The sequence below is a fragment of the Serratia quinivorans genome (assembly GCF_946227985.1).
Lineage (GTDB): Bacteria > Pseudomonadota > Gammaproteobacteria > Enterobacterales > Enterobacteriaceae > Serratia > Serratia quinivorans_A.
In genome coordinates, this window is sequence record NZ_CAMKGL010000017.1 from 17632 (window position 1) to 42275 (window position 24644).

Annotated in this window: 19 protein-coding genes; 3 read left to right on the plus strand and 16 right to left on the minus strand. The window is 51.8% G+C overall.

The annotated features are described in order from the left end of the window. The first annotated feature begins 1447 nt into the window (after positions 1 to 1447). From OCH02_RS24665 to OCH02_RS24670, 3 genes are all read left to right on the plus strand, one after another. On the plus strand, positions 1448 to 2485 hold the full coding sequence (locus OCH02_RS24665; protein WP_198642389.1) for a linear amide C-N hydrolase: 1038 nt from the start codon (positions 1448 to 1450) through the stop codon (positions 2483 to 2485). A gap of 281 nt (positions 2486 to 2766) precedes the next feature. Next, positions 2767 to 2877: a DDE-type integrase/transposase/recombinase gene (locus tag OCH02_RS25510; RefSeq protein ID WP_410001279.1), complete on the plus strand. Its 111-nt coding sequence runs from the start codon at positions 2767 to 2769 to the stop codon at positions 2875 to 2877. 926 nt (positions 2878 to 3803) lie between these two features. Then, positions 3804 to 4538, plus strand: coding sequence for a hypothetical protein (locus tag OCH02_RS24670; protein ID WP_261433434.1), 735 nt, complete (start codon positions 3804 to 3806; stop codon positions 4536 to 4538). A 1731-nt stretch (positions 4539 to 6269) separates the two neighbouring features. On the opposite strand, the gene OCH02_RS24675 is transcribed toward OCH02_RS24670, so the two are convergent. From OCH02_RS24675 to OCH02_RS24750, 16 genes are all read right to left on the minus strand, one after another. After that, positions 6270 to 8492: a hypothetical protein gene (locus tag OCH02_RS24675; RefSeq protein WP_261433435.1), complete on the minus strand. Its 2223-nt coding sequence runs from the start codon at positions 8490 to 8492 to the stop codon at positions 6270 to 6272. A gap of 164 nt (positions 8493 to 8656) precedes the next feature. Beyond that, a complete protein-coding gene (locus OCH02_RS24680; protein WP_232811051.1) occupies positions 8657 to 9181 on the minus strand; it encodes a hypothetical protein in 525 nt (174 codons plus the stop codon). 351 nt (positions 9182 to 9532) lie between these two features. Further along, on the minus strand, positions 9533 to 10360 hold the full coding sequence (locus OCH02_RS24685) for a hypothetical protein (protein WP_261433436.1): 828 nt from the start codon (positions 10358 to 10360) through the stop codon (positions 9533 to 9535). A 111-nt stretch (positions 10361 to 10471) separates the two neighbouring features. Next, positions 10472 to 11611: a linear amide C-N hydrolase gene (locus OCH02_RS24690; RefSeq protein WP_198642393.1), complete on the minus strand. Its 1140-nt coding sequence runs from the start codon at positions 11609 to 11611 to the stop codon at positions 10472 to 10474. A 64-nt stretch (positions 11612 to 11675) separates the two neighbouring features. After that, entirely contained in the window at positions 11676 to 12302 is a 627-nt protein-coding gene (locus OCH02_RS24695; RefSeq protein WP_198642394.1) for a hypothetical protein, read from the minus strand. A gap of 562 nt (positions 12303 to 12864) precedes the next feature. After that, positions 12865 to 13143 carry an ANR family transcriptional regulator gene (locus tag OCH02_RS24700; RefSeq protein ID WP_261433437.1) on the minus strand — a complete coding sequence of 93 codons (279 nt, stop codon included), beginning with the start codon at positions 13141 to 13143 and terminating at the stop codon, positions 12865 to 12867. Then, positions 13140 to 13916 (minus strand): hypothetical protein, encoded by a 777-nt coding sequence (locus OCH02_RS24705; protein ID WP_261433438.1) that lies wholly within the window; start codon positions 13914 to 13916, stop codon positions 13140 to 13142. The genes OCH02_RS24700 and OCH02_RS24705 overlap by 4 nt, the downstream gene beginning before the upstream one ends. Before the next feature lie 32 nt (positions 13917 to 13948). Next, a complete protein-coding gene (gene aqpZ / locus OCH02_RS24710) occupies positions 13949 to 14653 on the minus strand; it encodes an aquaporin Z (RefSeq protein WP_261283515.1) in 705 nt (234 codons plus the stop codon). Positions 14654 to 15859: 1206 nt separating this feature from the next. Next, on the minus strand, positions 15860 to 16387 hold the full coding sequence (locus tag OCH02_RS24715) for a CaiF/GrlA family transcriptional regulator (protein WP_261433439.1): 528 nt from the start codon (positions 16385 to 16387) through the stop codon (positions 15860 to 15862). Between the two features lie 259 nt (positions 16388 to 16646). Next, entirely contained in the window at positions 16647 to 17918 is a 1272-nt protein-coding gene (locus OCH02_RS24720) for a hypothetical protein (protein WP_261433440.1), read from the minus strand. 81 nt (positions 17919 to 17999) lie between these two features. Next, positions 18000 to 18752, minus strand: coding sequence for a molecular chaperone (locus OCH02_RS24725; RefSeq protein ID WP_261433441.1), 753 nt, complete (start codon positions 18750 to 18752; stop codon positions 18000 to 18002). 10 nt (positions 18753 to 18762) lie between these two features. Beyond that, positions 18763 to 21288, minus strand: a complete 2526-nt coding sequence (locus OCH02_RS24730; protein WP_261433443.1) for a fimbria/pilus outer membrane usher protein — start codon at positions 21286 to 21288, stop codon at positions 18763 to 18765. Between the two features lie 123 nt (positions 21289 to 21411). Beyond that, entirely contained in the window at positions 21412 to 22119 is a 708-nt protein-coding gene (locus OCH02_RS24735; RefSeq protein ID WP_261433444.1) for a molecular chaperone, read from the minus strand. 55 nt (positions 22120 to 22174) lie between these two features. Further along, on the minus strand, positions 22175 to 22711 hold the full coding sequence (locus OCH02_RS24740) for a fimbrial protein (RefSeq protein ID WP_261433447.1): 537 nt from the start codon (positions 22709 to 22711) through the stop codon (positions 22175 to 22177). 20 nt (positions 22712 to 22731) lie between these two features. Continuing rightward, entirely contained in the window at positions 22732 to 23319 is a 588-nt protein-coding gene (locus OCH02_RS24745) for a hypothetical protein (RefSeq protein ID WP_261433449.1), read from the minus strand. A 365-nt stretch (positions 23320 to 23684) separates the two neighbouring features. Beyond that, positions 23685 to 24287 carry a tyrosine-type DNA invertase gene (locus OCH02_RS24750; protein WP_198642404.1) on the minus strand — a complete coding sequence of 201 codons (603 nt, stop codon included), beginning with the start codon at positions 24285 to 24287 and terminating at the stop codon, positions 23685 to 23687. Positions 24288 to 24644: the final 357 nt, after the last annotated feature.

A 24644-nucleotide genomic window follows, 5' to 3' on the forward strand; every position in this document is an offset into this window, starting at 1 on the left:
TATATCATCTATGACTATAGCGTCACCAATTAATGAATAAGTGTTCATAATACAAAGCCTATGGCCCCTATTTTTCAACATTGACTTTTGATTAACCCTGGGTTTGCGTAAATTTATCTGGCGTCTCTACGGACAAGGATGCCCGCACCCCGATGAGCTCTGCGCCTGATGAACCTTAAAAGCCCCCCCCACCTTCAGTGAGCTATTTTGTATTATAGGTTTTTAATCAACCAACAGGCCGTTCATGTCTTCAATAATCAGCTTTCGTAAAACCAGATAGGTAAATTTCAATTTATTTATTTAAAATCAAATAATTAATAATCAATCAAGTATTACTTATAACGCAAGCACACGGTGATGATAAGGGCTCTCCTCTGTCATACGGATCACCGTGATTCAGTTTTGTCAGCAGCGTGGTGTATCTGCCATCAACATATCCCTGATAGCAGAGTCCCATGAACGCTTTTAACCGGCAGTAACACGCTTTTTGTACCCATGTCGGCAAACATAATACCCCAAGACACAGACAAGATAGATTTTACCGCTCATCGGTCTGATGTCGTTGTATAAAAACGTACTTCACTACAAGCGCCCAGCAAAATGTGTCGCGGCTTTTGAACAATGGCCAAAGCTTCAACCTGCCGAGTGAATTTGCAAATAATATTTTTAATTTCAATTAGTTAATGTAACTTACTCTCAGTAGAGGGCAACGCATACTGATATTTTTTACGCCATGTATAAAGTTGAGATTAATATAAATTGAGCTCTTTGGCTGCTTTGGCAACGCTGAGGCAGAACGCCATAGCATGTTCACGAAACTCATGGAGGTAACGATTTCAGACCTTTTTAACATCTGTAGATTGAGCCATTATTCACCTCTGTAAGCAATTTTACTCGCTTAACAGCGTATTCACGATATCTGGGCCAGATCAAAGAGGCTGAAACGCGGCTAATCCAGCAGGAACACGAGGGCAACCATCACAACGGTCGAGTGAATGACCTACACGTCCCTTGACAGCGTTGTCAGTCCCGCCATCGCCTCCCATTTCCTAAACATCTAGCCCGTGATATATACCGTCTGGAGCCTGTCGAAACAAGTTGTCTAGAATGTGGCAGCAATATGTTCATGCCCCCCAGGCATTCAAACGATGGGTGATCCGCGTAGCATTCAACCTACTATTCAAACATCCCCAACAAAGACTGAGTCGCATCGATATCTGCCGTTCCCTTCCACCGAAAACTGTGCTAACCCGTGTATTGTCATCTTTTCGTCCCGTAAAAAAAACAACAATGCTATAACACAACACTCCAGACGCAGTCATGATAAATGCGAGTTAAGTCACTGAATTCTCCAACCTCCCTGCTTGATGTTATGCATAGGTTAAATGAGCATTTTATTTAACCTATGCATAACAACTTCAATTACATGACCGTAAAGGAATTCAATATGCTTAAAGTGCGCTTTTTGCTTTGGTTAATGCTTACCACGTTATCCATTTTCATCGCCGGCGGATGGGTTTCTAGGGTACAAGCCTGCACACGTATCCTCTGGAATAGCGGACGCACAGGCGTATTGGTCGGAAGAACGATGGACTGGCCAGAAAGCACAGATCCCATACTCCTGATATTTCCCCGCGGACGCCACCGCTATGGAGGTCTACATGGGAATAATACCGCAGTGGAGAACCCTGCCATCTGGACGTCAAAATATGCCAGCTTGGTCACCAGTATTTATGGTGTGGGAGCAGTTGACGGATTTAATGAGAAAGGGCTGGGGGCTCATCTGTTGTACCTCAACACTACACAATATCCATCCAGAACACCTGCAGTCCCAGGGCTGCAGGTAGGACTCTGGGCGCAGTATGTGCTGGATAATGCTGCAACGGTAGAGGAAGCTCTCACTGCATTGGAAAATGTCCAGGTGGTCATGATAGCGGCACGGGGTCATAAAGCCGCCCTACATTTGGTACTGGAAGATGCTGAAGGTGACTCTGCCATTGTGGAATACCTGAATGGAGAAATGCACATTCATCACAATAAGGCCTGGACAGTAGTCACTAATGACCCGGATTATGATACACAGCTCAGCCTGCTGAAAAACATCGATATGACTCATCCTGACAGTAATCTTCCACTGCCAGGTAACGTGTCCCCCACAGCACGCTTCGCCCGTGCCACCTACTTCAGCCACTTACTGAAAACACCTGTCGGATCCGATACAGCCATTTCAAAATTATTGTCGGTCTTACGGAATGTATCTGTTCCTTATGACGCGCCCTACAAGGGAGTCGGCACCTACACCACGGAATACCGAACGATCGCGGATCTTACACGGAGAAAATACATCTTTGAACTGACCTCCGGGCTTGAAATTCATACTGTGGACCTAATGAAGTTCAGACTAGATAAAGGAGCACCGGTGATGGAGTTAGATCCTTATCATACGGGTAATACCTTTACGCGGAACCCTCACCCCTTATTTTAAGTTTGTATCGCACTAATGCGTCGTCAGGTAACATGCTGTTTGTTTTATGGTGTTACCTGTCCATGCTACTAATCTAAAATTCCTTCAAACGTCTGTATTATCCCGCCGATATTATCGCCAAAAAATGTTCGCTGGGACCTGGCCTTCGCCCTAAGTCTGCACAATCTAGAAGATATGATGGCCGAATGCGGTATTGAAGTCGACCACGTCAACGTATCGCGTCGGGTCCATCGCCTGATTCCGTTGCTTGTCAAACATTACCGGCGTCGCTGGCGAATGAAATCTATATCGAGTTCAATGGACAGTGGTGTTATCTGTACCTTGCGGTGGACTCGGTCAGCAATACCGTTGACTTTTGCTCCCCCCAACTGCAACGGCGCTACGTTTTTTAGAACAGCTATTTATCAGTACGGGCAACTAGAGGTTGTCACCCTCGACAAATTGGGGTCAACAAGGCCACGGTGGACAGCCTTAACGCCGATAGGCCGAAGGAAGATCGCATTAACATTCGGCAAAGCATATTCCTATATCACTTGATAGAAATTCATATTACGCTCTACTCCAGTTCAAATAAAACATGTCTGCTTATTGCGTCGGTACATACGGGTTATTTGTCGGCCGCCAGAAATTTTCTGATACGATGCTTGAATATTATCTGCTGCCGTGCGTAGTTTTTGATTCTCAATAACGTGTAATGAGAGAGTAATGATGAAAACAAGCAAACTAACGCTGGTTACTCTTACGTTAGCTCTGTCACAGATTGCGGTGATAACTATTGCTCGAGCAGCTGATGAGCACTCCTTTACTAGTGGCTATGCCCAGACCCACTTCAACGCGGATAGGTATGGGGCATATTTTGGCAATACGGGACGCTGCATTAATCTGATGTATCGTGATGAAATAACTGAGGGCTGAGGTTTTATAGCTTCATTTACACACTCTCAACATCCCCAGAGATGGGGGGAGCGGAAAGAACGGCAAACTGGAATATAACAGTTTTGCGATCGGGCCGACCTACCGGATTGACGATCAATTCAGTATCTACGCTTTAGTGGGGGATGCGATTGATAAAACGAAGATCTCAGTCAACGATATTACGGCTCCCTGCACCATCGTAATATCGTGACGGTGGTTGGCTGGCACTTTAACCCGAGAGCAAACTGGGTCACCGATGCAGAGTAATGAGTATACCAAGATTCTTAATGACAAGTGCGGTACTTGGATTTTGGGCTCCGGTTATCGGTTCTAATCGTCGTTGGAATTCAGGGTGAGGCGTGCGGCTCACCCTATTGACAAAATTGGATAAGGGGAAGTGTTTGTGTCACCAGAAATGGATCGTGTGCTAGAGTCGCTGTTTTCGGCGGTATCGGAATTGCGAAATTTGATGTTCACCTGTGAAGAGGGAAAAGACGTGCTGCATCCAGCATTGGATACGCCCGTACGGCAGGAGGCGTATGTCAGCGGGGTCGATCTGGGTAGACGAGCATTATTATTGCTGGAACAACATGCGTATCGTGGCGTGCGTCTTGAACAGGATGTCGTTTTGGCCGGTATGGTAGATACCTTTCGTCAACGTGTGCAGTTGTCATCGTGTGAGCTGGAGGAGATTACTGCTCGGGTGAATGAGCGCGTTGCCCGCGTGATGCAACAATCGGCGTCGGAACACGATTTTGCGTGGAAGAACCGGGTAATGTATGAGCATTTCTTGCAGCGTACCGGGATGCGCTATGGCAAGGATGGTATGTTATACGTGGTGACAGAACCGGGATATGGCCCGCGGATTCAGGACTGTGATACGGTGGCATTGTACCTGACGGGCAGACTGGCGGATGGGAGTTGTTTTGAACCTCGTGGCGCGCTGAGAATCCCGCAGGAAATAGAGGTGCTGCGGCTATGTTCACAATTACGGCACGTGGTGAAACAATTGCGTTGGGGAGGAGAAGCGCAAGTGCTGATCCCGGCGTTTTCGTTAACTCATCGAGTCAGAAGTGATAACGAGACAAATTGTGATGTGAACTTGTCTTTTGATGTCAAGATAAAACGTAAGGGATGAGGAGAAATATACTGCCCTTTTAAATTTTGCCGTAACGCTTAACGTTACAAGAAAATCGCATAAGACGGGGGAGTGAACAGAGCAGGACAAGTAGACCTATAAGAGCAGTTAAAACGACATTGCTCTTCGTATGCCTGGACATTTTGCTAGGAGTGCTGGCGTCTGGGACTGTTGATGCAGCCACGGAACGGGGGACTGGCGTAGGGCAATGAGCCGCTTTATTATCGAGTTCAGTGACCGCCTGGGCGGTCACTTCTGAGAAAAAGCATTTACACAGAGTCGTATACAGGGTCTTCAATGTAGGCGCTCCATGTTGCCGTCCTTCCCGGCTGGCTTAAAATATCTCCGCTTACTCCAACACGCAGTCACTGCCAGTCACTATCTCCGCATCAAAACCGATGGTATCGCATTGTAACCAAACCGTGTCTCCCGGCCTAACCTGATATACCTGCGGTTGCCTTGCCAGTAATGTCATCTCCGCCGGTAAGACCACATCTCCGGTGTCCAGCCACATCACAGGGGTAGGCACACTGTCCAAATAAATAAACCGTACCTGCCCAGACACCCGAACCAAACGGTGGCCAATCCGGGTCTCAAGTGAGTCTGCATTTTCTCGAAAATCCCGTAGCAGCATCGGCGCACTCGTTTCATACGGCGTATCTTCCGGGAGAGCACTCAACGACCTAAAGTCAGAAGAACCAAACCACCAGCCTAGTGCCCCCAAAAAGACGGTAAAAATGACCGAGACTAATAGAGCGTACGCCCCCCGCATAACCTTACCTCCCTCATTTGCACCTGCACATGATGGATTTTATCCATCAAAGGTTGTATGTCCTGTCTCAGTTGACCCGCAGCATCGGATAATACATCGCCCGGGCTATTTCATTGTTTCACGCCACAGACTGCGACGTGTAATACGCCCGACTTGAATGTCTTGATCATCGACAAATCACTCAGACAGTTATCAAGGTATTATCCGTATAAGAGACCCAGTCCAGAGGTTGCTGACTACCCATGATGACTTGAGTTTACTTTACTCTTCATTAATCAAGCATTAATAAGCGGCACCATGCTGCGGCTCACTTTTCCTTACAGATAGCATTAGGCGATAGTGAGCATGAGAGCACATCAACTCCCCCGCATTTATCGTCTCTTCTCCTTATATCCTCTGTATGGAACACCCGACGAATAAATACTCAGTATCTTCCCCGGCAAAGCCGGACTGCTAGAGGAGCGCCTCGAAGGAACTGAAAATCTGGAGCCACCCAGAACGGCTGGTTCTAGGCCCAAGACCATCTATTCCTGATTACGTATGTGTATCCTGACCATTGCCTCGTCGAACCCTGCAGGTAATACTCCCCCAAAAATACAACACGGGGAAAATGGCTTCCTCGACCCAAACGGCGGAATAAAGCGAACAACTTTTATTTTTCAAATATCCCACTACGTCGACACAGAATATTTCGGTGGAATTCTGATGCACAGGTGAACATATGCACGCATTAGGCGTGCTGCGTACTATATTAATCTCCTTTTTAGTTCACTCGCCGCGTGAGAATAGGCCACATGATATATTCCGTCCCGCCGGGTATGGCATAATCTTTGATACCCTTTCGTCACGACCATCTCGACGGAGATTTCAGTTTAGTTCGACCACGGTCCTTTAAAAGTCTCCCGACAGAGCCCAGGCCCCCAGGTTCATTTATGGACGAGAACTTACAGTGTACTTCATCAGCGTGTAGGCAAAAGTCCCTTCCGGTACGCTACTCGGTGGATAAATATCCGATGCAAAACAATAGATGTCCACACTTCCCCCAGCCCCCCCAGCATCAGTGCTTGCTGAACCGGATAAGGCAGTCGCTCACTGTAAATGCCCCGAGTAGACTTGCCCTCTCGCAATATCCGCCCGTCCAGCGTGCTCTCCCGCAAGATGATGTTCAGTGACTCCCCGTCTTTCAGTGGACGGCTACCCTTACGTACTTGCACAAAAAACATCGTCCCGTTACGTTTGAGCAGAATCTTTTTCGCCGTGAGGATCTCAATACGTTTCACCCCAGTGTCATACCTCGCTTTCTCTTTCGCGGACAGGCGTGCTATCACCGCTTCTGACTGGGCATTCAACACGGTCTTATCCAGTTGCAACGTTCCCGTAACCCCATCCTTCACACCGGCCAACAGCATCGGTGTATCCGGCTGCTCCCCCAAATCTGACTGCAGTGCCAAGGTACGACGCAGCAGCTCAGACATCATAACGCCGCTGGCGTAGGCCTGCTGTGCCTGCGGTGTTTTCAGGTCCAGGGAGGGCGCTGCCGGACGGTCCGAGCCCGGGTGCGCTGCCAGTTGTTTGTTCAGATCAGCATTGGTTTCCGCTGTCTCCGCCAGTTGTGCCTGCAACACAGCCATGCGGTCCGCCTGCGCTTTATCGGCCTGCGCCTGATTTGACTGCACCACATTTTGCGCGGCAGACAGTGCCGTTCTGGCCTCATCAGCCGACTTTTTCGCCGCATCCTGAGCCAACGTTAATGCTGTAACCTGCCCCCTGAGGCCAACGTTATCTTTCATCACGCCATCGAGGTGGGTTTGCAATGCTGCCACAGCCCCAGACTGCACTTTAGCGCCCTGCACCTTGTCTGCCTGCATGGCGACAAGCTGCGTTTTCAGGTCGGCAGCGGTTTTCACTGTCTCCGCCAGTTGTGCCTGCAACGCAGCCATGCGGTCCGCCTGCGCTTTATCGGCCTGCGCCTGATTTGACTGCGCCACATTTTGCGCGGCAGACAGTGCCGTTCTGGCCTCATCAGCCGACTTTTTCGCCGCATCCTGAGCCAACGTTAATGCTGTAACCTGCCCCCTGAGGCCAACGTTATCTTTCATCACGCCATCGAGGTGGGTTTGCAATGCTGCCACAGCCCCAGACTGCACTTTAGCGCCCTGCACCTTGTCTGCCTGCATGGCGACAAGCTGCGTTTTCAGGTCGGCAGCGGTTTTCACTGTCTCCGCCAGTTGTGCCTGCAACGCAGCCATGCGGTCCGCCTGCGCTTTATCGGCCTGTGTCTTGCCAGCCTGTACAGTCGCCAATTGGGTTTTCAGGTCAGCGTTGTTTTTTGTGCTTGCGGTGAGACGAGCCAGCATTACTTCAGCCTGCGTCCCCTGCTCCACATTTTTCTTTACGTCGTTTTGCAGAGCCGTGACCTGACTTATCAGTTCGCCGTTACGGGCAATTTGCTTCGTCAGCGACGCCTGCGTGGCAGTGAGTTTCTCTGTCAACACACGAACAGCCCCCTCAGAGGTGATCTGCTGCGCCCTGTCGGTGACCGATTGTTTCAATACCATGTCCAGTCGTGCTTGCAGGGCGGTGATTGCACGCTGCAATACCCGACGCTCTCCGTCCTGAGTGACAGTCTGCGTTTGTGATTGCGCCTGCAAACGGGCAAGCTCTGTCACCAGCACGCTCCGTGCCTCTTGTTGCGCTTTCCGGTCCGCCGTCACCTGCACCAATTGCGTTTTTAGCTGGTTCGTCGCCCGTGTCAGCACCTCCATGCTCTCGCTTTTATCCTGACTGTCACGATGCGGAGGCTGCATTTGTGCCTGTGATTGCACCGCGCTGAGCTGCTCGCGTAACGCGCGTAACTGGGTAGTGAGCGCTACATTCTCTTTTTGTAGCGTCGCCATGTGCGTACGCTCAGCGGAGGATTGCCTGGAAGACGTCCCCTGCGTCGCACGCTGCTCTGAAACTTGCAGGGAGGCATTGGCCTGTGCCAATTTTCGGGTCAGTTCGGCCTTTTCCTGGCGCAATGTGCGAAGCGCTGTATCTGTCGCCTCAGCCGGACCCGGCGAATCGTTCTGGCGCTTATGAACCTGCAACCGGGACTGCAATTGTGCAACCTGCTGTTGCAGATGCTCCTTGTCTGTCGTCAGCGTTTTCAGTTTTGCCGCATCCCTCAGCGACGCTGACACTGCCCCCCCTTGTCGTACCGGGGGCAATGTGGGTACCTGAACCCCCTGAACAGCCGATAAAAAATCCCCCTCTCGCTGACCGGACTGCAAGGGAGCAGCCAGGGCCGCACTGCAATATAGCGACAACCCCCATAACGCCAGTGGTCGCAGCCTGAAGGCCCTCCTCATGGATTAATGCTCCGTCCTGGCATGATGCCTTTTTTCAACTCAACCAACAGCGATTGCGATATGCCATTACAGGCATCATTGACCTTGTACTGGTACAAAGGCGTAATGGTATCGGTGGTGCTGCCTGCCAATTCTCCTGCTATGGAAGCGTAATATTTGGCTGCCTGCAGGTGACGATACAATTCCGCCACTTGTTGCCGATAGGCTCCCCCCCCTAGCTGAGCAAGCTGCTTAGCCTCAAACAGGCAGGTTTCCAACTGCCGCTGCATTCCGGCAGGTAAGGTCATCAACGCCCCACCACGGGGGTCCGCAGACACCGGGGCCGACATCACCGGCCTGACCGGTACCGTCACGGATGCCGATGACGTCGCAGTATTCTTCACATCGCTGACATTTTTCTTAATGGGCAGTGTGCAGCCTGCCAGGCACACCATCCCCGCCAGCACCCCAGCACACTGCATTAACCGACGGGTAATCGCCACCTTATTGTTCTTCATGTCATTATTATCTGTTTTCTTCATGCTGTTACGCCCCGATAAAAATCCTTCACTTTCCGTCAGCCTCCGGCCGGTGAACAAAGCACCAACCCGAATCCCAATGTCTTTGCTACGACCCGCCCCTTCACGACGTCACCCGCAAGTGGCATCATACGCAAAACACAAGGTAAAATACGCCACTCCAAAAACCGATGCAAAACAAAAACATACTACGCCACACATCTCGCTTTGATAAAAGGTTCAAATGCCGCATATTCACGTCCTCGCCTTCAATCTAGAAATGAGCGCGCCATCCCCGTAGACGCGCTCACGAACAGATATCTGCCCTGCCCATCAAACGCTAAAAGCAGATACGGGACTCGTCACTCATCATGCTCAGAACTTCATCGACAACCCGGCCACTGGTCCGTATTGACTAACGTTCCAGTGGAAACCGCCATCCTGATAGTCCTGATGCAGGATGTGAGCCCCCACGCGCAGCATGCTTTCCTTGCCCAAAATCCCCAACCGGTAACCCAGGTAGGTCTGCCCCTGCAGATTGTATTGCCTCCCCCAGGCCCCCACATCCCACTGTGATGACAGATTCCAGCGCTCACTCAGGTCGTAGCTACCGCGTACCCCGACAAACGGCACCGCCCAGGTGTGAGTCTGTTCCAACGACATCCCCTCGCCCCATGCCCGCGCCTGCATCCGCGTCCAGTGCACCCCCATCGTCGGTGCCAGCGTCCGTTCACGGGGCGCCCCGAATACCGTACTTCCCCCGAGATCACGCCGGTAGACTTCATAGAAGCTCCCCAGACTCAACTGGGTGGCGCGTATCGAGGTATCGGCCGAAACACCCGGCGCACGGAACGAGAGGTGTTTGGACAAGTCAAAATACTGTCCGTCAAAAAACATCCCATAACGACCCTTGTTGACCGCGATATTTCCCATGGTGACAAAGTCCAAGTCTCGCACCAGTTTATGGAAAGGGGCCTTGAAGCGGCCAGTATGACCGTCCACGGCGCCATTACCCCGCAGGGATGGCATCCACAGATACGGGCTGAGCGTGACGTGCCAATCTGTGTCGTCCATCGGGAGAGATGCCGCAGTGGCCACCGCTGTCTTGCCGGCAACCACCTCGGCGGCCTGAGCCGGTACCTGAGCCAGCGTCAGCAGGCTGACCACGCTCAACAAGCGGCCGCGAGTGAGTCTATGTTGCATAGTCTTTCTTTCCATGTATCAAGGGTAAATGGCGACAAGGCACTGTCTGTTCCGCCCTGCCGGTGTGCCAGATGGCAGTCATCCCGGGATAACAGACCCGGGATGTGGCATTCAGTACGGCGCTTTCCCTGGGAGGAAGTGCGCAGAGATATCCCCAGCAGCATCACTGTTGCCCGCACGGTACGGGTCAAACTGCATGACTTGCCCCAACGCCGGTACAGTAATCCTGCTCAATTCGGCCCACACCAGGTTCGGCTGGGTGGTCAACTCAAAGAAATATCTCGGTGCGCCCGACTTGAGACTGATGGCGGTGCGATATTCGGTGTTGTATACCGCCATGCCGGCTGCCGGCTTGTACGGGGCCCCAAACGGCACCGACACATTGCGCGTAATGGCCAACATATCCGCAATCCCTTCCCGTTCAGTTTTCGGCGGAGGCAACAGGTGCAGGAAATAACTGGCACGGACCAGGCGGTCCAGAGGGGACACGTTCCCCGGCAGTGCGGTAGAACTGTTTGGGTGTGCAACACTCTCCCCCCGTGCCTCCATGCTACTGATCGTCGTTTTCAGCGTGGCCATCTGCTGGTCGTACGGCGGATCATTGGTGACGACCCGGACATCCCGGCCGTGATGCACAATTTTCTTACCGCCGATATATTCAATCAGTGCCGAGTCACCTGTCGCATCCTCCATAACCAGGTGCACAGCCCCCTTGATTTGTCGCCCATTTGGGCCGGTGACCGTGGCCATCACCACTTGCACCTTGTCCAGCGTCGCCAGAGCCTCCTCCACCGTCGCGGCATTATCCAGCACGTACTGGGCCCACAACCCGACCTGCAGCCCAGGGCGAGACGGATCCCGCGGTCCCAGGTCCGTTTCATTCAGGTACAGCAGATGGGCTGCCAGCCCTTTTTCGTTCACCCCGTCCGCCGCCCCAACGCCATAGATAGTGGTCACCAGACTGGCATACTTCGCCCGCCATTCGAGTGGGTTGTGCCTGACCACCGTGAGCGCCCCCAATTGGCCTCCATTGTGCGCACTACCGCGCGGGAAAAAGGTCAGAACCGGGCTGGTGCTGGTCGGCCAGTCCATGGTGCGTCCTACCAGCACCCCCGCGGAACCTGACGGATCGTCATTCCACAGGACTCGAGTACAGGCCTGTACCACCGGCACCAGACTGACCGACAGCAGCGCCGCGCCCGTCAAAGCAGCGCCAATACGGCTGGCGCGTGAAAAAGATTGTGACTTCATGTTGCCTCCTGTTAATACGGTTTGCACACGCCTTTCCGGCTGGTGAATACATCACCGAGTACATTCACGACAAACGCTGGTAACCCTGTAACGGACCGGCCTCTGACACCTCAATCCTCAACTGCCCCACATAACGCAGACGTTCACGCATCACTAAACGCCGCGGGGAAGCTGTTCTGTCATACATGCGGTACTGAACCTCTCCCGACACCGATGTCAGTACGCCGGGCTGAATGGACCCCGTCTTAATCAACTCAATACGAACGCCACCCTGGGTGATCGGGTGTTGACGCGCGCGACTATTCCATCGCCACGCTGGAACGACCTCGGGGATACCCGCCTGGGCCTGCTTCTCCGATACCACCCTGACGCCCACCCCTGGCAAGTTTGTGCGCACCGTAACAAAACGCTGAAGCGCCCCCCTGACTCCCCAAATTCCTTCCTGAACATCCCCACCGCAACGAGCAATCACGCTACCCTCCGGGATGACCGCAGTGGCAATCACCGTGCCCAGCGGTAGCCCCATCGCGACCCGGACAACCGGCGCGGAAAAATGGTAAGGCGTGACCAGGTCCACAGGTTTATTGCCCCCCAGGCACAACGCATGTCCGTACGCGCAAAACACCAGACTCAGTAAGATGAGCCAGAAAACCGCTATGACCCACTGCCAGCAGCGCAACATCACCTTCACACCGACCGACCCGCGCCGGAGCCCTGGAGGTACATCCCCACATAGGCAACGTGCACACCGCACGCGGTCATTCCCTCCCTCAACGAAGCGGTTTTTTTGCGTTTGTCCCATACCCACCTCATAAGGGGATGATTGCTTATGCCTGGACGGCACGATTCGGCACTGCGCCCCTCCGCCTCAGGGCTTCAGTACGGCCAGGGCTCAGATCCCGACACAAAACGCGGGAATGAGCACCAGTACAACAATCGCTCGCCACCGACACTCACTGCGGGACAAGGTTGGTCTGTTATCGGTAGACAGGCTTACCTCAATGAGCGACTCATCACCGCAATACGCTGCATTTTGACCTTGCCCACAAAGCAGTCATGGCGTATTGGTGCACGTCACGCCATATCTGGGGATGCCCCACCCAGGGACAACGCCCCGTCAATGGGTCCGGGAGAGCACCCACAATACGAGGGCGGACAAACCCAGTACCGTCAGGTTGGGGTAGGCATACAGCACCTCCCTCACCCCATCCATTCCCGCCATTCCCCATTGCATCAGGCTATCCATGACATCATCACCCGCCAGCCTTTCGACTACGCCACGAAGCAGGCACAATCACTTGTTTCTGACAGCGGGCCTGTCGTACCTCGCACCAGAAGCGGTTGCGCACGTCCGGTGCCAACGTCAGGCAAATGCCCCATGCTTCCGCCGCCTGACCGTAATCGCCACTCCGCTCCAGCGCCGCCGCAGTGCATGCAAGGAGCTGATACATCGAATGGGCATCCTCTGGAGAGGACAGGGCATGCCCTGCGCCATCCACGTGTATCACGCCCTGACCGCTGTGATTTTTCATCGAACATCTCCTCGCCACCGCATCACGCCACACAGGGTCCGTACACCCAGTTTTTTCATCGCTGAGCGCTGTTGGTTATATAAGGTTTTTGTTACGGTGCACTTGAGTTTTGCCTGCATGGCAATCGAACGACCGTGATACAATAAGTCATGCAAGACTTCCGCCTCCCGGGCAGTCAGGCTGCAACGCTGTGATGCCGGCGTGCGGGCAGCCAGCATTGCCAACTGCATTCCCGCCCCCCCACTGGCAAAGGCGGTCGCGACATGGACCGGCGAACTACGGGCTGGCAAGACGGTGATGGTGTTCAGGTCAATCTCCTCCCCTAGCAGGTTGCGCAAGGTGGCAAACAGCCAAAATGCAGGCAGGTCGGTTATCAACAGAATTTGGGAGCGTGGCCCATATCGCCCCGTGTGACATCGCAAGAAATGTCTCAGGAACATCATGCCATCGAGCGCCACACCCAATGCCTCAGGCAGGCGATACACCAACATCCGCACTGGCACCATTATCGCCTCGCGTGGCCACCTAAGTTGCTCCCACGGCGAGCCCAAGGAAACAATCTCCCCCCCCAGTTGCTGCTCTGCCAGCGTCACCAATGCCCTTCGCGCATAGGCGCATCCATTAATGACGCAGGAATAGGGTCCATGACCTGAGGGCTGCCGCGAGGTTAGGCACTCCGCGCTGTCCGCCATCGTTTCACTGCCCCCCAGGCCATAGCCATTGGACGCAGGGGCACTGCGCGTCAGGATGATGGAACGTGAGGGGTTCACCACAGACTTAGGCCGCCCGGCAACACGCGTCGCCATCACGATACCGTTTTCGGCGCATTATCGGACAGCAAGACGCGGTACAACACGCCACCTAGCCCCCCGCCGACCAACGGCGCTACCCAGAACACCCACAACTGAACCATCCACTCCCCCCCGGCAAACACCGCAACCGCGGTACTGCGTGCCGGATTCACCGACGTGTTATCCACCGGTATGCTGAGCAGGTGTATCAGTGTCAGGCACAAACCAATGGCCAACGGCGCGAACCCTGCCGGCGCACGCACGTCTGTTACTCCCATAATCACCAGCACAAAACCACACGTCAAAATGACTTCGGAGATAAACACAGCCCGCAGGCTGAAGCCCGCCGGAGACAGGGCGCCATAGCCGTTACTGGCGAAACCGGCATGGACATCAAAGCCAGGAGCGCCAGTCGCAATGAAATACAGTACGCCGGCCCCCAACATCCCCCCAACGACCTGTGCAATGATGTAGGGCATGACCAGGTTGGCACCAATACGCCCACCCGCCCACAGCCCCAAGGTCACCGCAGGGTTGAAGTGGCCGCCGGAGATGTGCCCAAGGGCATACGCCATGGTCACCACCGTCAGGCCAAAGGCCAGTGCGACCCCCGCGAAGCCGATCCCCAACTCCGGAAAACCGGCAGCCAGCACCGCACTCCCGCATCCGCCCAGCACCAGCCAAAATGTGCCTACCGCTTCAGCCATCAGTTTTTTCATCATTACTTTCATCGCCTCGTAACAGGTATTTTTGATGTATACACCCCATCAACATAGGGTGGGGCGTGGTTCAAACCGGTCAGTACCACCGGGCATACTGCCTTTCATTTTTCTTGGCGCGCACGTCACCGCTAGGGGGTCCACGCGCACCCGCATTACAGCCGCTGGGTCAAAGCCAAAAATCCAACCTGGATCCGCTTACCCGCAGCAGGACAGCCCCCATAGCCAACAAAAGTCCCGCGGCAATGAGGCAGACCATAAAACATAGGCCGGTGGTTAATTGGGACTTCCGCGCTGCATTCACCAGAGCCAACGCCTCCCCTCCACTCCAGAGCACGACTGCCCCTTGTACCCAGCAGCGCGGGGGGACATATCCCATGGCGTACCCCCACCAAGCCAGAAACAGAGCCAGAGGCCCCCCGACCCACAACGTTTGGCTGACCGACATTTCGCCGCCCAGATACCGGCGTAGCCCCCCCGGCCGGCGACCAAATAACACGCGATGACGCTGCCCCGGGGAGCCCTGCACGACCAGATAGAGAACACCTGCAAGCCCGAAGACTGCGCAAACCGAAAGAACCAATAATCCAAATATCGGGGCGATTACGGCGGGCATCCGCGAACCACCAGGCCGGATTGCGTGCACATATCGCCCACGACATACACCGGTCGTGCAACCTCCTCCACGGGCCCAAGGTTCCCCCACGTAAGCGCATTCTCCTGAAGGTCGAATATCCACCGTCGGAAAAGGATATCGGCCGTATCCACAGCCGGTATCCACCACTCCCCGCCGGAAACCAGCAATAGCGTGCCACTCACGATAAACACCACCGGGAGCGTCCACTCCTGCACCCAGCGGCATAGTCGCATCGGCCAGGGTTGACGATTGACAACCACGTTGAGCAGTACCCCGCCCCAGACTATGAGCAGTCCCACGCCAGCCGATGGCAGCCACACTCGGGTCTCATGTATCGTATCCAGGGTTTGAACCAACCACGGGATGGCGTATATCGTTGACATCTTTCATCCTTTTTGTGGGGTTCGGGGTATACCTCTTGCTATTTTTACCTGTAAAAATCAGAACACACGCCGGCGCTCCCTTCCCGTACCGGTTACCAGATGCAACGACAGACATAGCGTGAACGGTTTCATCATTTGTCCTCCTCCGGTATCGAGCCACGGAACAACACATTGCACTACGGGTTGTCAGACCTCCGACAGCGATCGATTCACCCCGGTCAAAAACCAGGTTTTCATCGTCTGAACCGTTTTGGATTTTTCCGCATTCGCTCGTCGTTTTTTAGGTTTAGGTTGAGACGTACGTATGACCGGGGCCGTATCCGTCACCGCTGTCACTTCCATTCGTAGAGTACGTACACCACCTGTGCTACGGTGGAGGTGGCGAATACAGGACACCAGATCCGTACGCGCATGCATGATGTAGGACATAACATCAGCAGCACGGCGCTCGGAAATACGAAAAGCCCGGCTGATATCTTCGCGTCCGACCGGCGTACCTAATAAACACGCCCAATGCGCCACCGCCAGGTACAGAGGTATTGCATTAAGCTGCGATACTGAGGAGGGCAGACAATAGTCACCGTGGTTAGATTGTCGCCCCTGTATGATGCCCTGCATCGGTGCAAGCCTGGCATTGGCCGATGTTCTGTCCGTATGCTGTGTGGATGGCGTGTTATCGTCGCCACGGCTTGTTTGCTCATATTTTAAATTCATAGCTATTTCTCCACGTTATTATCGGCAGGACTTTGCCGACGCCAATGAGTAAAAATGAAAATAAAAAACGACGCCCTGGCGGCGAATTAAAAACAAATACTCAATTATCAGAATCAATGGGAATATATTAAAAAACCTATAAACCCACTAGACAACAAATAAGAACGGGTCAATTTATAAAATCAAGGAGCAGGTTTGCGCTATCTGTAGCACTAGATAGCACCGGAAAAACAATCATGACATTTTTAGCTACGTTAATTTATTGCACAACCACATTCACTTTCGCATCAGAATGCAATTCACCTGTCACCAGTGGTTTTGATGTATCACGACACAGTGAGAAATACAGGTGTGTATTTACCACAGGCAGTGGATCATCCGCCTCAAGCGTTTTTAATCTAAATTCAGGGTGTGGCACACCATCAAATTGCATGTTAGAGTTCGAGCAAGTCGCAACAGGATTTATCCCACCCGGCCCCTCTGTTCCTCCCGTGATATAATATCCCCCGAGTGAGGTGCCCAGTTTTTTAACATCATTATTATAAAGATCATAGCTTCCGGCAGCAAAGGTCAAATACATGCCTTTATTTATATCCGGTGAGCCGAGACTAACATCACAACTCGACTTAATATCAATTCCTCTCATATCCAGCTGAACTTTAGACTTGGTGACTAGCCCGGGAGAAAAGGTCACCGGTGGTGGCGGCTGCACAAAACAAGAATGTGGGCGGGGAGTCACTTCCACTGAAACGGCTGCAGTGCCGTTCACTAAATACAAAGATTGCATAGCGCCACCCGAAGTAGCCGCATGGTAGGACTCACACTGCACAGGTAAAGTTATGCTGTATTTGCCAGGCTTTGCGCCGGCCCCTACCTTAACAGTCGACTGCCCGTTCCCAATCAAAGAAGTTGTCACCGTTGTAAGATTCGCGGGAAGTTCAAGATCATGTACTGATTGGATTCCACTTCTCACCTCTAAACCGCTTAGGCCAATTGATGACCAGTCATACGGTCCGAGCGAATCTTGGGTTATATACATTCGGCTAGTCAAGGCCATCAGATCGGGCTCAAGCAACTCGGTGGGTATCCGACGTTTAAACAGAGCATTTGAAATATTACAATCTAAAGCTGGCAATGTAATTAAAACGTTGCCGATGCCTGAGCCTACAGAATTTCCCGCATAAAAACCCATACTCAGGGTACTGTTCGACGTCGGGAAAGGGGCGCGAAAACGTGTTCCGTCCGGACTTACATGATTCACCCCGGCTCCCAGATACCTTGCCACCAATTGAATGCTCTTGCTATCAGTAAGATCGTTATTCCCACTTGGGCCGGATAATACCCAGTTCACTGACGCACTGGAAGTCTGTCCTGGTTGAGGAGTAGGAACGGATACGCTGTCTGCCTGAACCGGAAATGCAACACAGGCAACGATCCCCGCCATACCCAAGCTGATGCTCCGAAGACAACAATTTAACCGCATTTTACACATCAGGGCTTCTCTAGCAGGTAAACATAAGAATGAATGCATATTTCACTCCAACTCCACTGTTCAGTATTATTGCGTTGCCGGCTAAACCAGAAATATTAGTAATAACCCGACGTTTCTATTTTATAACGGTGACGTTACTTCTTTTGTAATATCACCGTTTTCGTCAATGATCTGCCATTTTAGCGTGCTGGCGTTAATTGCCGCCGGGAGAGCATACGTTGCCATAGAAAAAGGCGGTACCATCTGCCGCAGCGTAACTTCCGGCAATGCCATTCCCCCGATATTCAGGGAATAAAACGTTATCCAGTACGGTGTCGGATTATTTATCTGAACCTCGTTATCTTGCCGGCTAAATGTCATGGATTTAGCCGCTTCAACCACTTTCCCATTTTTCAATGCCGTCGGGCGATAAAACAGCTTGACGTTATAGGTCAGCACAACATTTGCCCGGTTATACGAAGCCTCGCCGCCCTTCTCTTCAGACGGAATCAGCTTGAAAGACAATAGGTACAAACTTTCACGATCGTTGACCATCACCGGCCTTGTTTGTATCACCTGGTAGCCATAACGCCCGTCCGGCAAAGCTTTCACCAGGGGTTGTTTCAGGAAAAATGGCCCTTCCTCATTTTTCACCTCGCCGGTTTTTGGATCAATTCCCCTCACCCAGGCTTGCACCAAATAGGTTTCACGCGTTTTGTTGCTCAGGGACACCCCTACTTGACGAACGCCTTCGTTGTAAATGTATCGCGTTCGCTCCGTCCCTACTCCTCCGGGGTTATTCTCCAGGGGGAGTGCCATCGCCATAAAACTTGCCAGTCCCGCCGTAACGATAACTATCCCCGCGACTGCGCCAGACCATCGAATGCTCTTCATGTTTGCCCTTTTATTGACATACAGCAGTGACACTAACCGGTACACCATCTTTACGTTCTGTCGGCAACCTGAACGGAACGCTACAACGGGCGCCTTCCCCCTCTCCCCACTTCAGGTTAATGCGTCCCTCATCCGGCAGCCCCGTCATGAACAGCTGACCATCGCCGCCGACAATGCCACTCGCTGCCTGCTGCCCCTCCTCCAGATTTGTCGAATCCAGCGCAGCTATCGCACCAAATGGCACTGGCTTACCGTTATGTGTGAGCATCAACATTGCTTGGCGCCCCACCTGCGTTCGATAATTCGCCATCACCACTGCACCGCGCGTTGGCACCACCCGAGCTGACGTCAGCTCCATCGCGACATCACTCCCCATATCAACGGGATCCAGCGTCACCTCGGTACTACGGTATGGTGTCAAATACGGCACTATCGCGTAGCCACGCCAGTCCGTTTTTACCCCACTCTGATTACTGACTTTGACACCCGAGGCACCCGGGGCACGGACAATGGCAATGGTCTCTCCCGGCTCCTGGCCCAGCGTAATACCGTGCTGGTGCGCCACCACCCCGCCACTCAGGCCATAAGTAAGTTGTGCCTGATCTTTGCTGTAGTTGTACCCCCCGGTCACGGACCCGACACTGCCGTTATAGCTGCCAGACAGGCTGCCGCCATACCCCTGACCATGATTGCCGGTACTCTGACTCAGGTTATAGTTCAATTGATTATCCGACATGGCCGAGCCGCTGACCCCCACTTGCTGACTGGTATTGTGGTCCTGGTCGGTGTTGAGGGCATAGTTCATGCTCATGTTAGAACTGCCATAGCCGTCCTTACCGGACAGGAAACGACTCAACGGCACGGAAACGTTGAAGTTCAACCTCTTGTCCGTTTTATCGTTGTTATTGCTGTCGCTGTTTTTACTCTGGCTGACGTTCACGCCATAACTCACCCCGTAAAGCGTGGTGTTGTAGCCAGCGGTGTAGGTGCGCTGGGTGCCGTTACGTCCCCAGTAATCACGCTGGGTTCCCGAGAGATACACCGAGCCAAAATTATCCAGCGACTGGTTCAGCGACACCTGGAACTCACTGCGCGGACGGTAGGATGACCAATTAAAGTTATCGTTATTGTCGTCTGTACGCTGCCGATAGGTATTGGCATCCTGGAAACCGTAATAACCTTGCGTAGAATAACGGTAGGCGGCCAGAGTCACCGTGGTACCGGTGTCCAGCATGCTCTTGGAGTAACGCACCCGGTAAGACTGCCCCTGTGAGCTTTCGCCGGTGGTCAAGGTGGCATGAGACTGCGTCGCATCCACGGACATCGCGCCCCACTCCCCCAGACCGACCCCGACACCGCCCGTCGCGGCCCAGTATTTTTGCGCCGCCAGCAAGCCGACATAAGGGGTCACGTTATACGGCATCCCGTAAATCAGCGTGGCCTGGGCAAACTTCGATTCTCGCAGGTTATTCCCTCCACTGTCCCGCAGTTCACCCGCAGTCATCGCATACATCATCTGGCCTTCACGCTGCATAATAGCTACCGATGAATACGCCTGGGTGAAGCGGCGTTCACTGCCATCTTTCTCCTTCACTGCCACCACCAGGTCACCACTGTCAGATGCAGGGTACAGGTCCTTGATTTCAAATGGACCCGGCGGGACATACGTCTGGTAAATCACGTTGCCGTTCTGACGAATAGTGACCTGCGCATTCGAATTTGCCACCCCACGAATGATCGGGGCAAATCCACGCATGCTATCGGGTAACATGCTCTGGTCAGAGACCAGTTGTACGCCGCGGAACGGCACGCTATCAAAAACATCACCCGGCGTTGCGTACTCCCCCGCCAGAAACTCCCCCTGCAAGGATTTTACGTCGTGGGCAATATAACTGTTGATGCTGTTGAAATGTGACTGCGTGTCCTGCCCGTTGCTGTTACGAGTCCAGGATGAATAATTTCGCAGCCGCCAGCCCAAGAGGTTCAGGCCGCTGCGCAGGTTTACATATTGTCCGTCGCTGTTTCCCGCCGAGGTATTGTCCCCTCGGTAACTGGTGTGGTTGCCGGTAATGTTATAATCCAGGATGGCGGCCGGTACGCCCTCATCCCAGCTGTCCGGATCAACATAGCCCCGCGCTCGGCTCTGCATCATGGCCTGCGGAATGGTGATATTAAGTCGCTGCTGTGAAAAGTCGAACTGGGTGCTGGCAGACGCCGCGTACTGACTTAAAGGCACCAGCGCAGTGTGTGGTGCCGTGTCTTTCAGCCCTGGGATGGCTTTATCATTCAGTCCCAGACTGCGGTACTCTTTCAGGGTTAATGATGGCTCCAGTGTCTTCCCCTGGCTGGCCACAAAACTAACATCCCGCGAGGTCATGAACTGACCATTGAGGTAAATGTCTACCCGGTAAGTTCCCGGTAGCTGGCTGCCATTTTCAAACCGGGAGAGATCGACATTCCCGACATCCGCGGCCCCACCGCCAAGCGATAATAAGCGAGGGTTAAAGTAATATTCAGCCTGAGGTTCGCTTGCCATTACATTCTGAGTAAAAATGCTGCCTATGAGCACTTTATATAAAAGAGCCTTGCTAAATTTTTTATTTTTAAATTTATTGCAAGCCTTCATATTTCGCCCTTGCATCAGGAATAGTCATTATTTTCAGAGTGCAACGGACTTTTTCGGTGTTGCACCACCCACATCATTCAACACCGAGTATTCAACATTACCCTTCACTCCCGCAGGGAGGGTGTAATTTTGGCTGTTAAATGGTGGAATCATCTCAGTGTGTTTCTTTATTTCTCTCCCCCCAACGAATAGCTTGCTGAATGTCATGTAATACGGCGTGGGGTTATTAACCGTCAAGACATTACCCTTTTGGGAGAAGCCCAACTGGGTATAGGCCGTTGCGGCAGCCCCCATCAACCCAACAGGGCGATAGAAAAGCTTTAGCTTCATTAAATAGGAAAACTGCAGACTCCCGCCTGTTTCAGACGACTTTTTACTTGACGACGGAATAGCTTTCACGTTCAGCCAATAAATTGATTCGCGGTCCGAAATAGCAATAGGATCCTTGCGAATAATATGCAGAACATTACTGCCCTTTTCTTGCAAATACAGTGGCGGCGTGACAATAAAAGGCGTCTTGTCATTATTCCCTGCGGTTGCCGAACTTAGGCTCACCCAAGACTGGGCCAAAAAAGGGAAATTATCGGCCGTATTGTACACGCTGATTAACACCTCCTTTTTATCCCCAGGATATATCACCCGACTCGCGCCCAAACTAAACCCCCCTTCGGCACGGGCAGTGTTTTGCGTAACAAAAAAGAAAAAGCAAAAAACAAAATAAATGTATTTCTTTCCAGACATTTCAAATCCCCAGTAAAAAACACCCCCCCTGAAACCATCAGAGGGAGCATATTTATTAGTTATAAACCAGCGTTACATTTGCCGTAGACTCCAAACCACCTTCCGTATAATTCTCTGCCGTACGGTAAATATTAACCTGTGCATTTATCGTTGCAGCCTGTTCATTGAAAGCTGTTGTATCTACTTTACCACCTGGTGCAATCGGATTTGTATTTAAATCAGAGGAAACACCAAATGCCGCCCCCTTTCCCATACCTGTATTTTTGATGTAATTTTGCCCAAAATCCACCTTATCAAAATCAAACTTGATCCCAACACTATTTGTGTCTGCCGGACAATTGGTGATATTAAATGTCAGTGGCTGGCTAATCACAACCGCATCCTGAGCAACAGCAGTTAGTGTAGTCTTGGAAATGTCGGCGAATTGTATCGTTTTTGTCAATTGATCCTGTGTAATCAGGCAGCTGGAATCTACAAAGGACCCCGTCACATGTAAACTGCCCGACGTATTATCGACCGCTGCATAAACAGGCACATTTATAATTCCTACCATCAGTACTGAAACAGCAATTGCTTTATTAAAATTCATCATATAAATCTCTCAATCAAAAATTAATCATAGTTGAAAGTGAGGGTGACATTATATTCACCATCCCCAGGTGTTGCTTGCAGCTTCATATCCTGTGCTATTTGTGAGACAAGTTTAATGTCTGTACCGGCAGTCTCTCCTGAAATCGGAAACTTCTGTTCTACATCTGTAGAGTACAGATTAGTAATTCCATCTGCGCCGCCAATCAACATCAACGCGTTAGTTTTAGTTGCACTGCCCGAGGTGTTTCTAACAATATTAGCTGCATTACCAGTCGTATAAAAATGCGGAGTCATTGAGACCTCAGTTATCTCTGGCGGGCAATCAGTCACACTAATTGTATCAGTGTAGACTTTGTACGCTTTGAAGTTACCGCTAGAGGTAGTAGTAACAGTCGGCTGCGCTTTTGACAGCGTACCAAAATCATGATTAATGTTATTGCCGGACAACACACAACTTCCTCCCGTCAGCATTGCATCGAACTTCATGGTCCCGGACAGTCCATTTGTATCATCGGCAAAGGCCATGCCGGATGCTGCTCCGCTCAGAGCGGTGGCGAGCAGTAAAATACGCATATTTTTATTCATTGAGTTTCTCTCAAGTTTTGCCATAGAAAACCCTAAATTCCACTGCGCAACATCGCGTCCAAAACACAGGTAACGACCATCGTTCAGGTTGTCATTTAGGACCATTTTGACAATGTTTGTTACATGCTGGGTGTTTATGCTTTTTAATACATATTAAAAGATAAGAGCACCAACAATGTTAATTTTGGCAGAGAAATATGCTTTCGGAAACAAAAGAGGTGGTGAGGGCATGATTTGAAAAAGATAATAATTACATAAAGTAACTATCAAACAACTGAAGTAAAAGGATTTTTATTATTTCTAGCTGGGGTTTATTTACTTTATTTACAGTTAGATACAAGTTTGTGCGTATTTTTGACAAGCTAATGTGGCAAAAATTCCAGCATGGCTTACACTTGTTGACAGTTTGGTCCTAAATGTAACACTTTGCGTTTATTTTTTGACCGCCAGACATCCTTAAATCGCTCTGCATTACTCGCTGTATACCGCACCGTGTGACGGATATTGCGGTGTCCCAGGTAGTCCTGTATCAACCGGGTATCAACCCCACGGTCAGCAAGAGCAAATCCACACGCATGGCGCAACATGTGCGGATGCGAAACTACAGAAATATTGGCTTTTACTCCCAATCGGCTAATAATTTGGTAGATACGCTGCCGGGTCAGCGGTGTTCCGTTATTCGACAAAAACAACCAGTCACTTTCCGCACCCGGAAAGCTGGCTCGTATCTTTAACCATTTTTTTATTGCCTTAATCTCATTTCGTAACAGGGGGTGGTTAGTACTGAATCCGCTCTTCATCCGCCTTACATGCAACATTCCTTCTTTCAAATCCATATCTGACAACTGCAGATAACGCACCTCACTGACCCGAAAGCCATGAATGAAACTCATATATACCAAACAGTAATCCCGTTCAGGGTGACGGCCCTGTAGCGCCATTTCCAGTAAACTTTCTACTTCGCTCTGCGTCAGGTGCTTACGCTGGCCCATTTTGTTGTCCTCCCAAAAGTATTATTGTGTATTGTATTAAAAACGGAGGGCATTATACTCCTCCGACCACATAGCGACAATGTCCCCCACTCTGCTTGCCCTTCACTCCGTAACAGACACTCACACGCGCTCACCGTCTAACCAGTCTCGCGTGTCCAAGCCGTTAGAAAGCAGGCGGGCGAGACTATCTCATCCCCTGAGCCGTGTTGGCTGTAAGAATGGGCTTAATTCCTCTCTGCCTAGCGCGGCAATGGCGGCTGACCTGCTCCCAGTTGATTAGTACACCCCGATGTTAGTAATGTCTTCATAAGCCACATGAGGACATCCCCATGAAGAAGCGTTTTTCCGACCAACAGA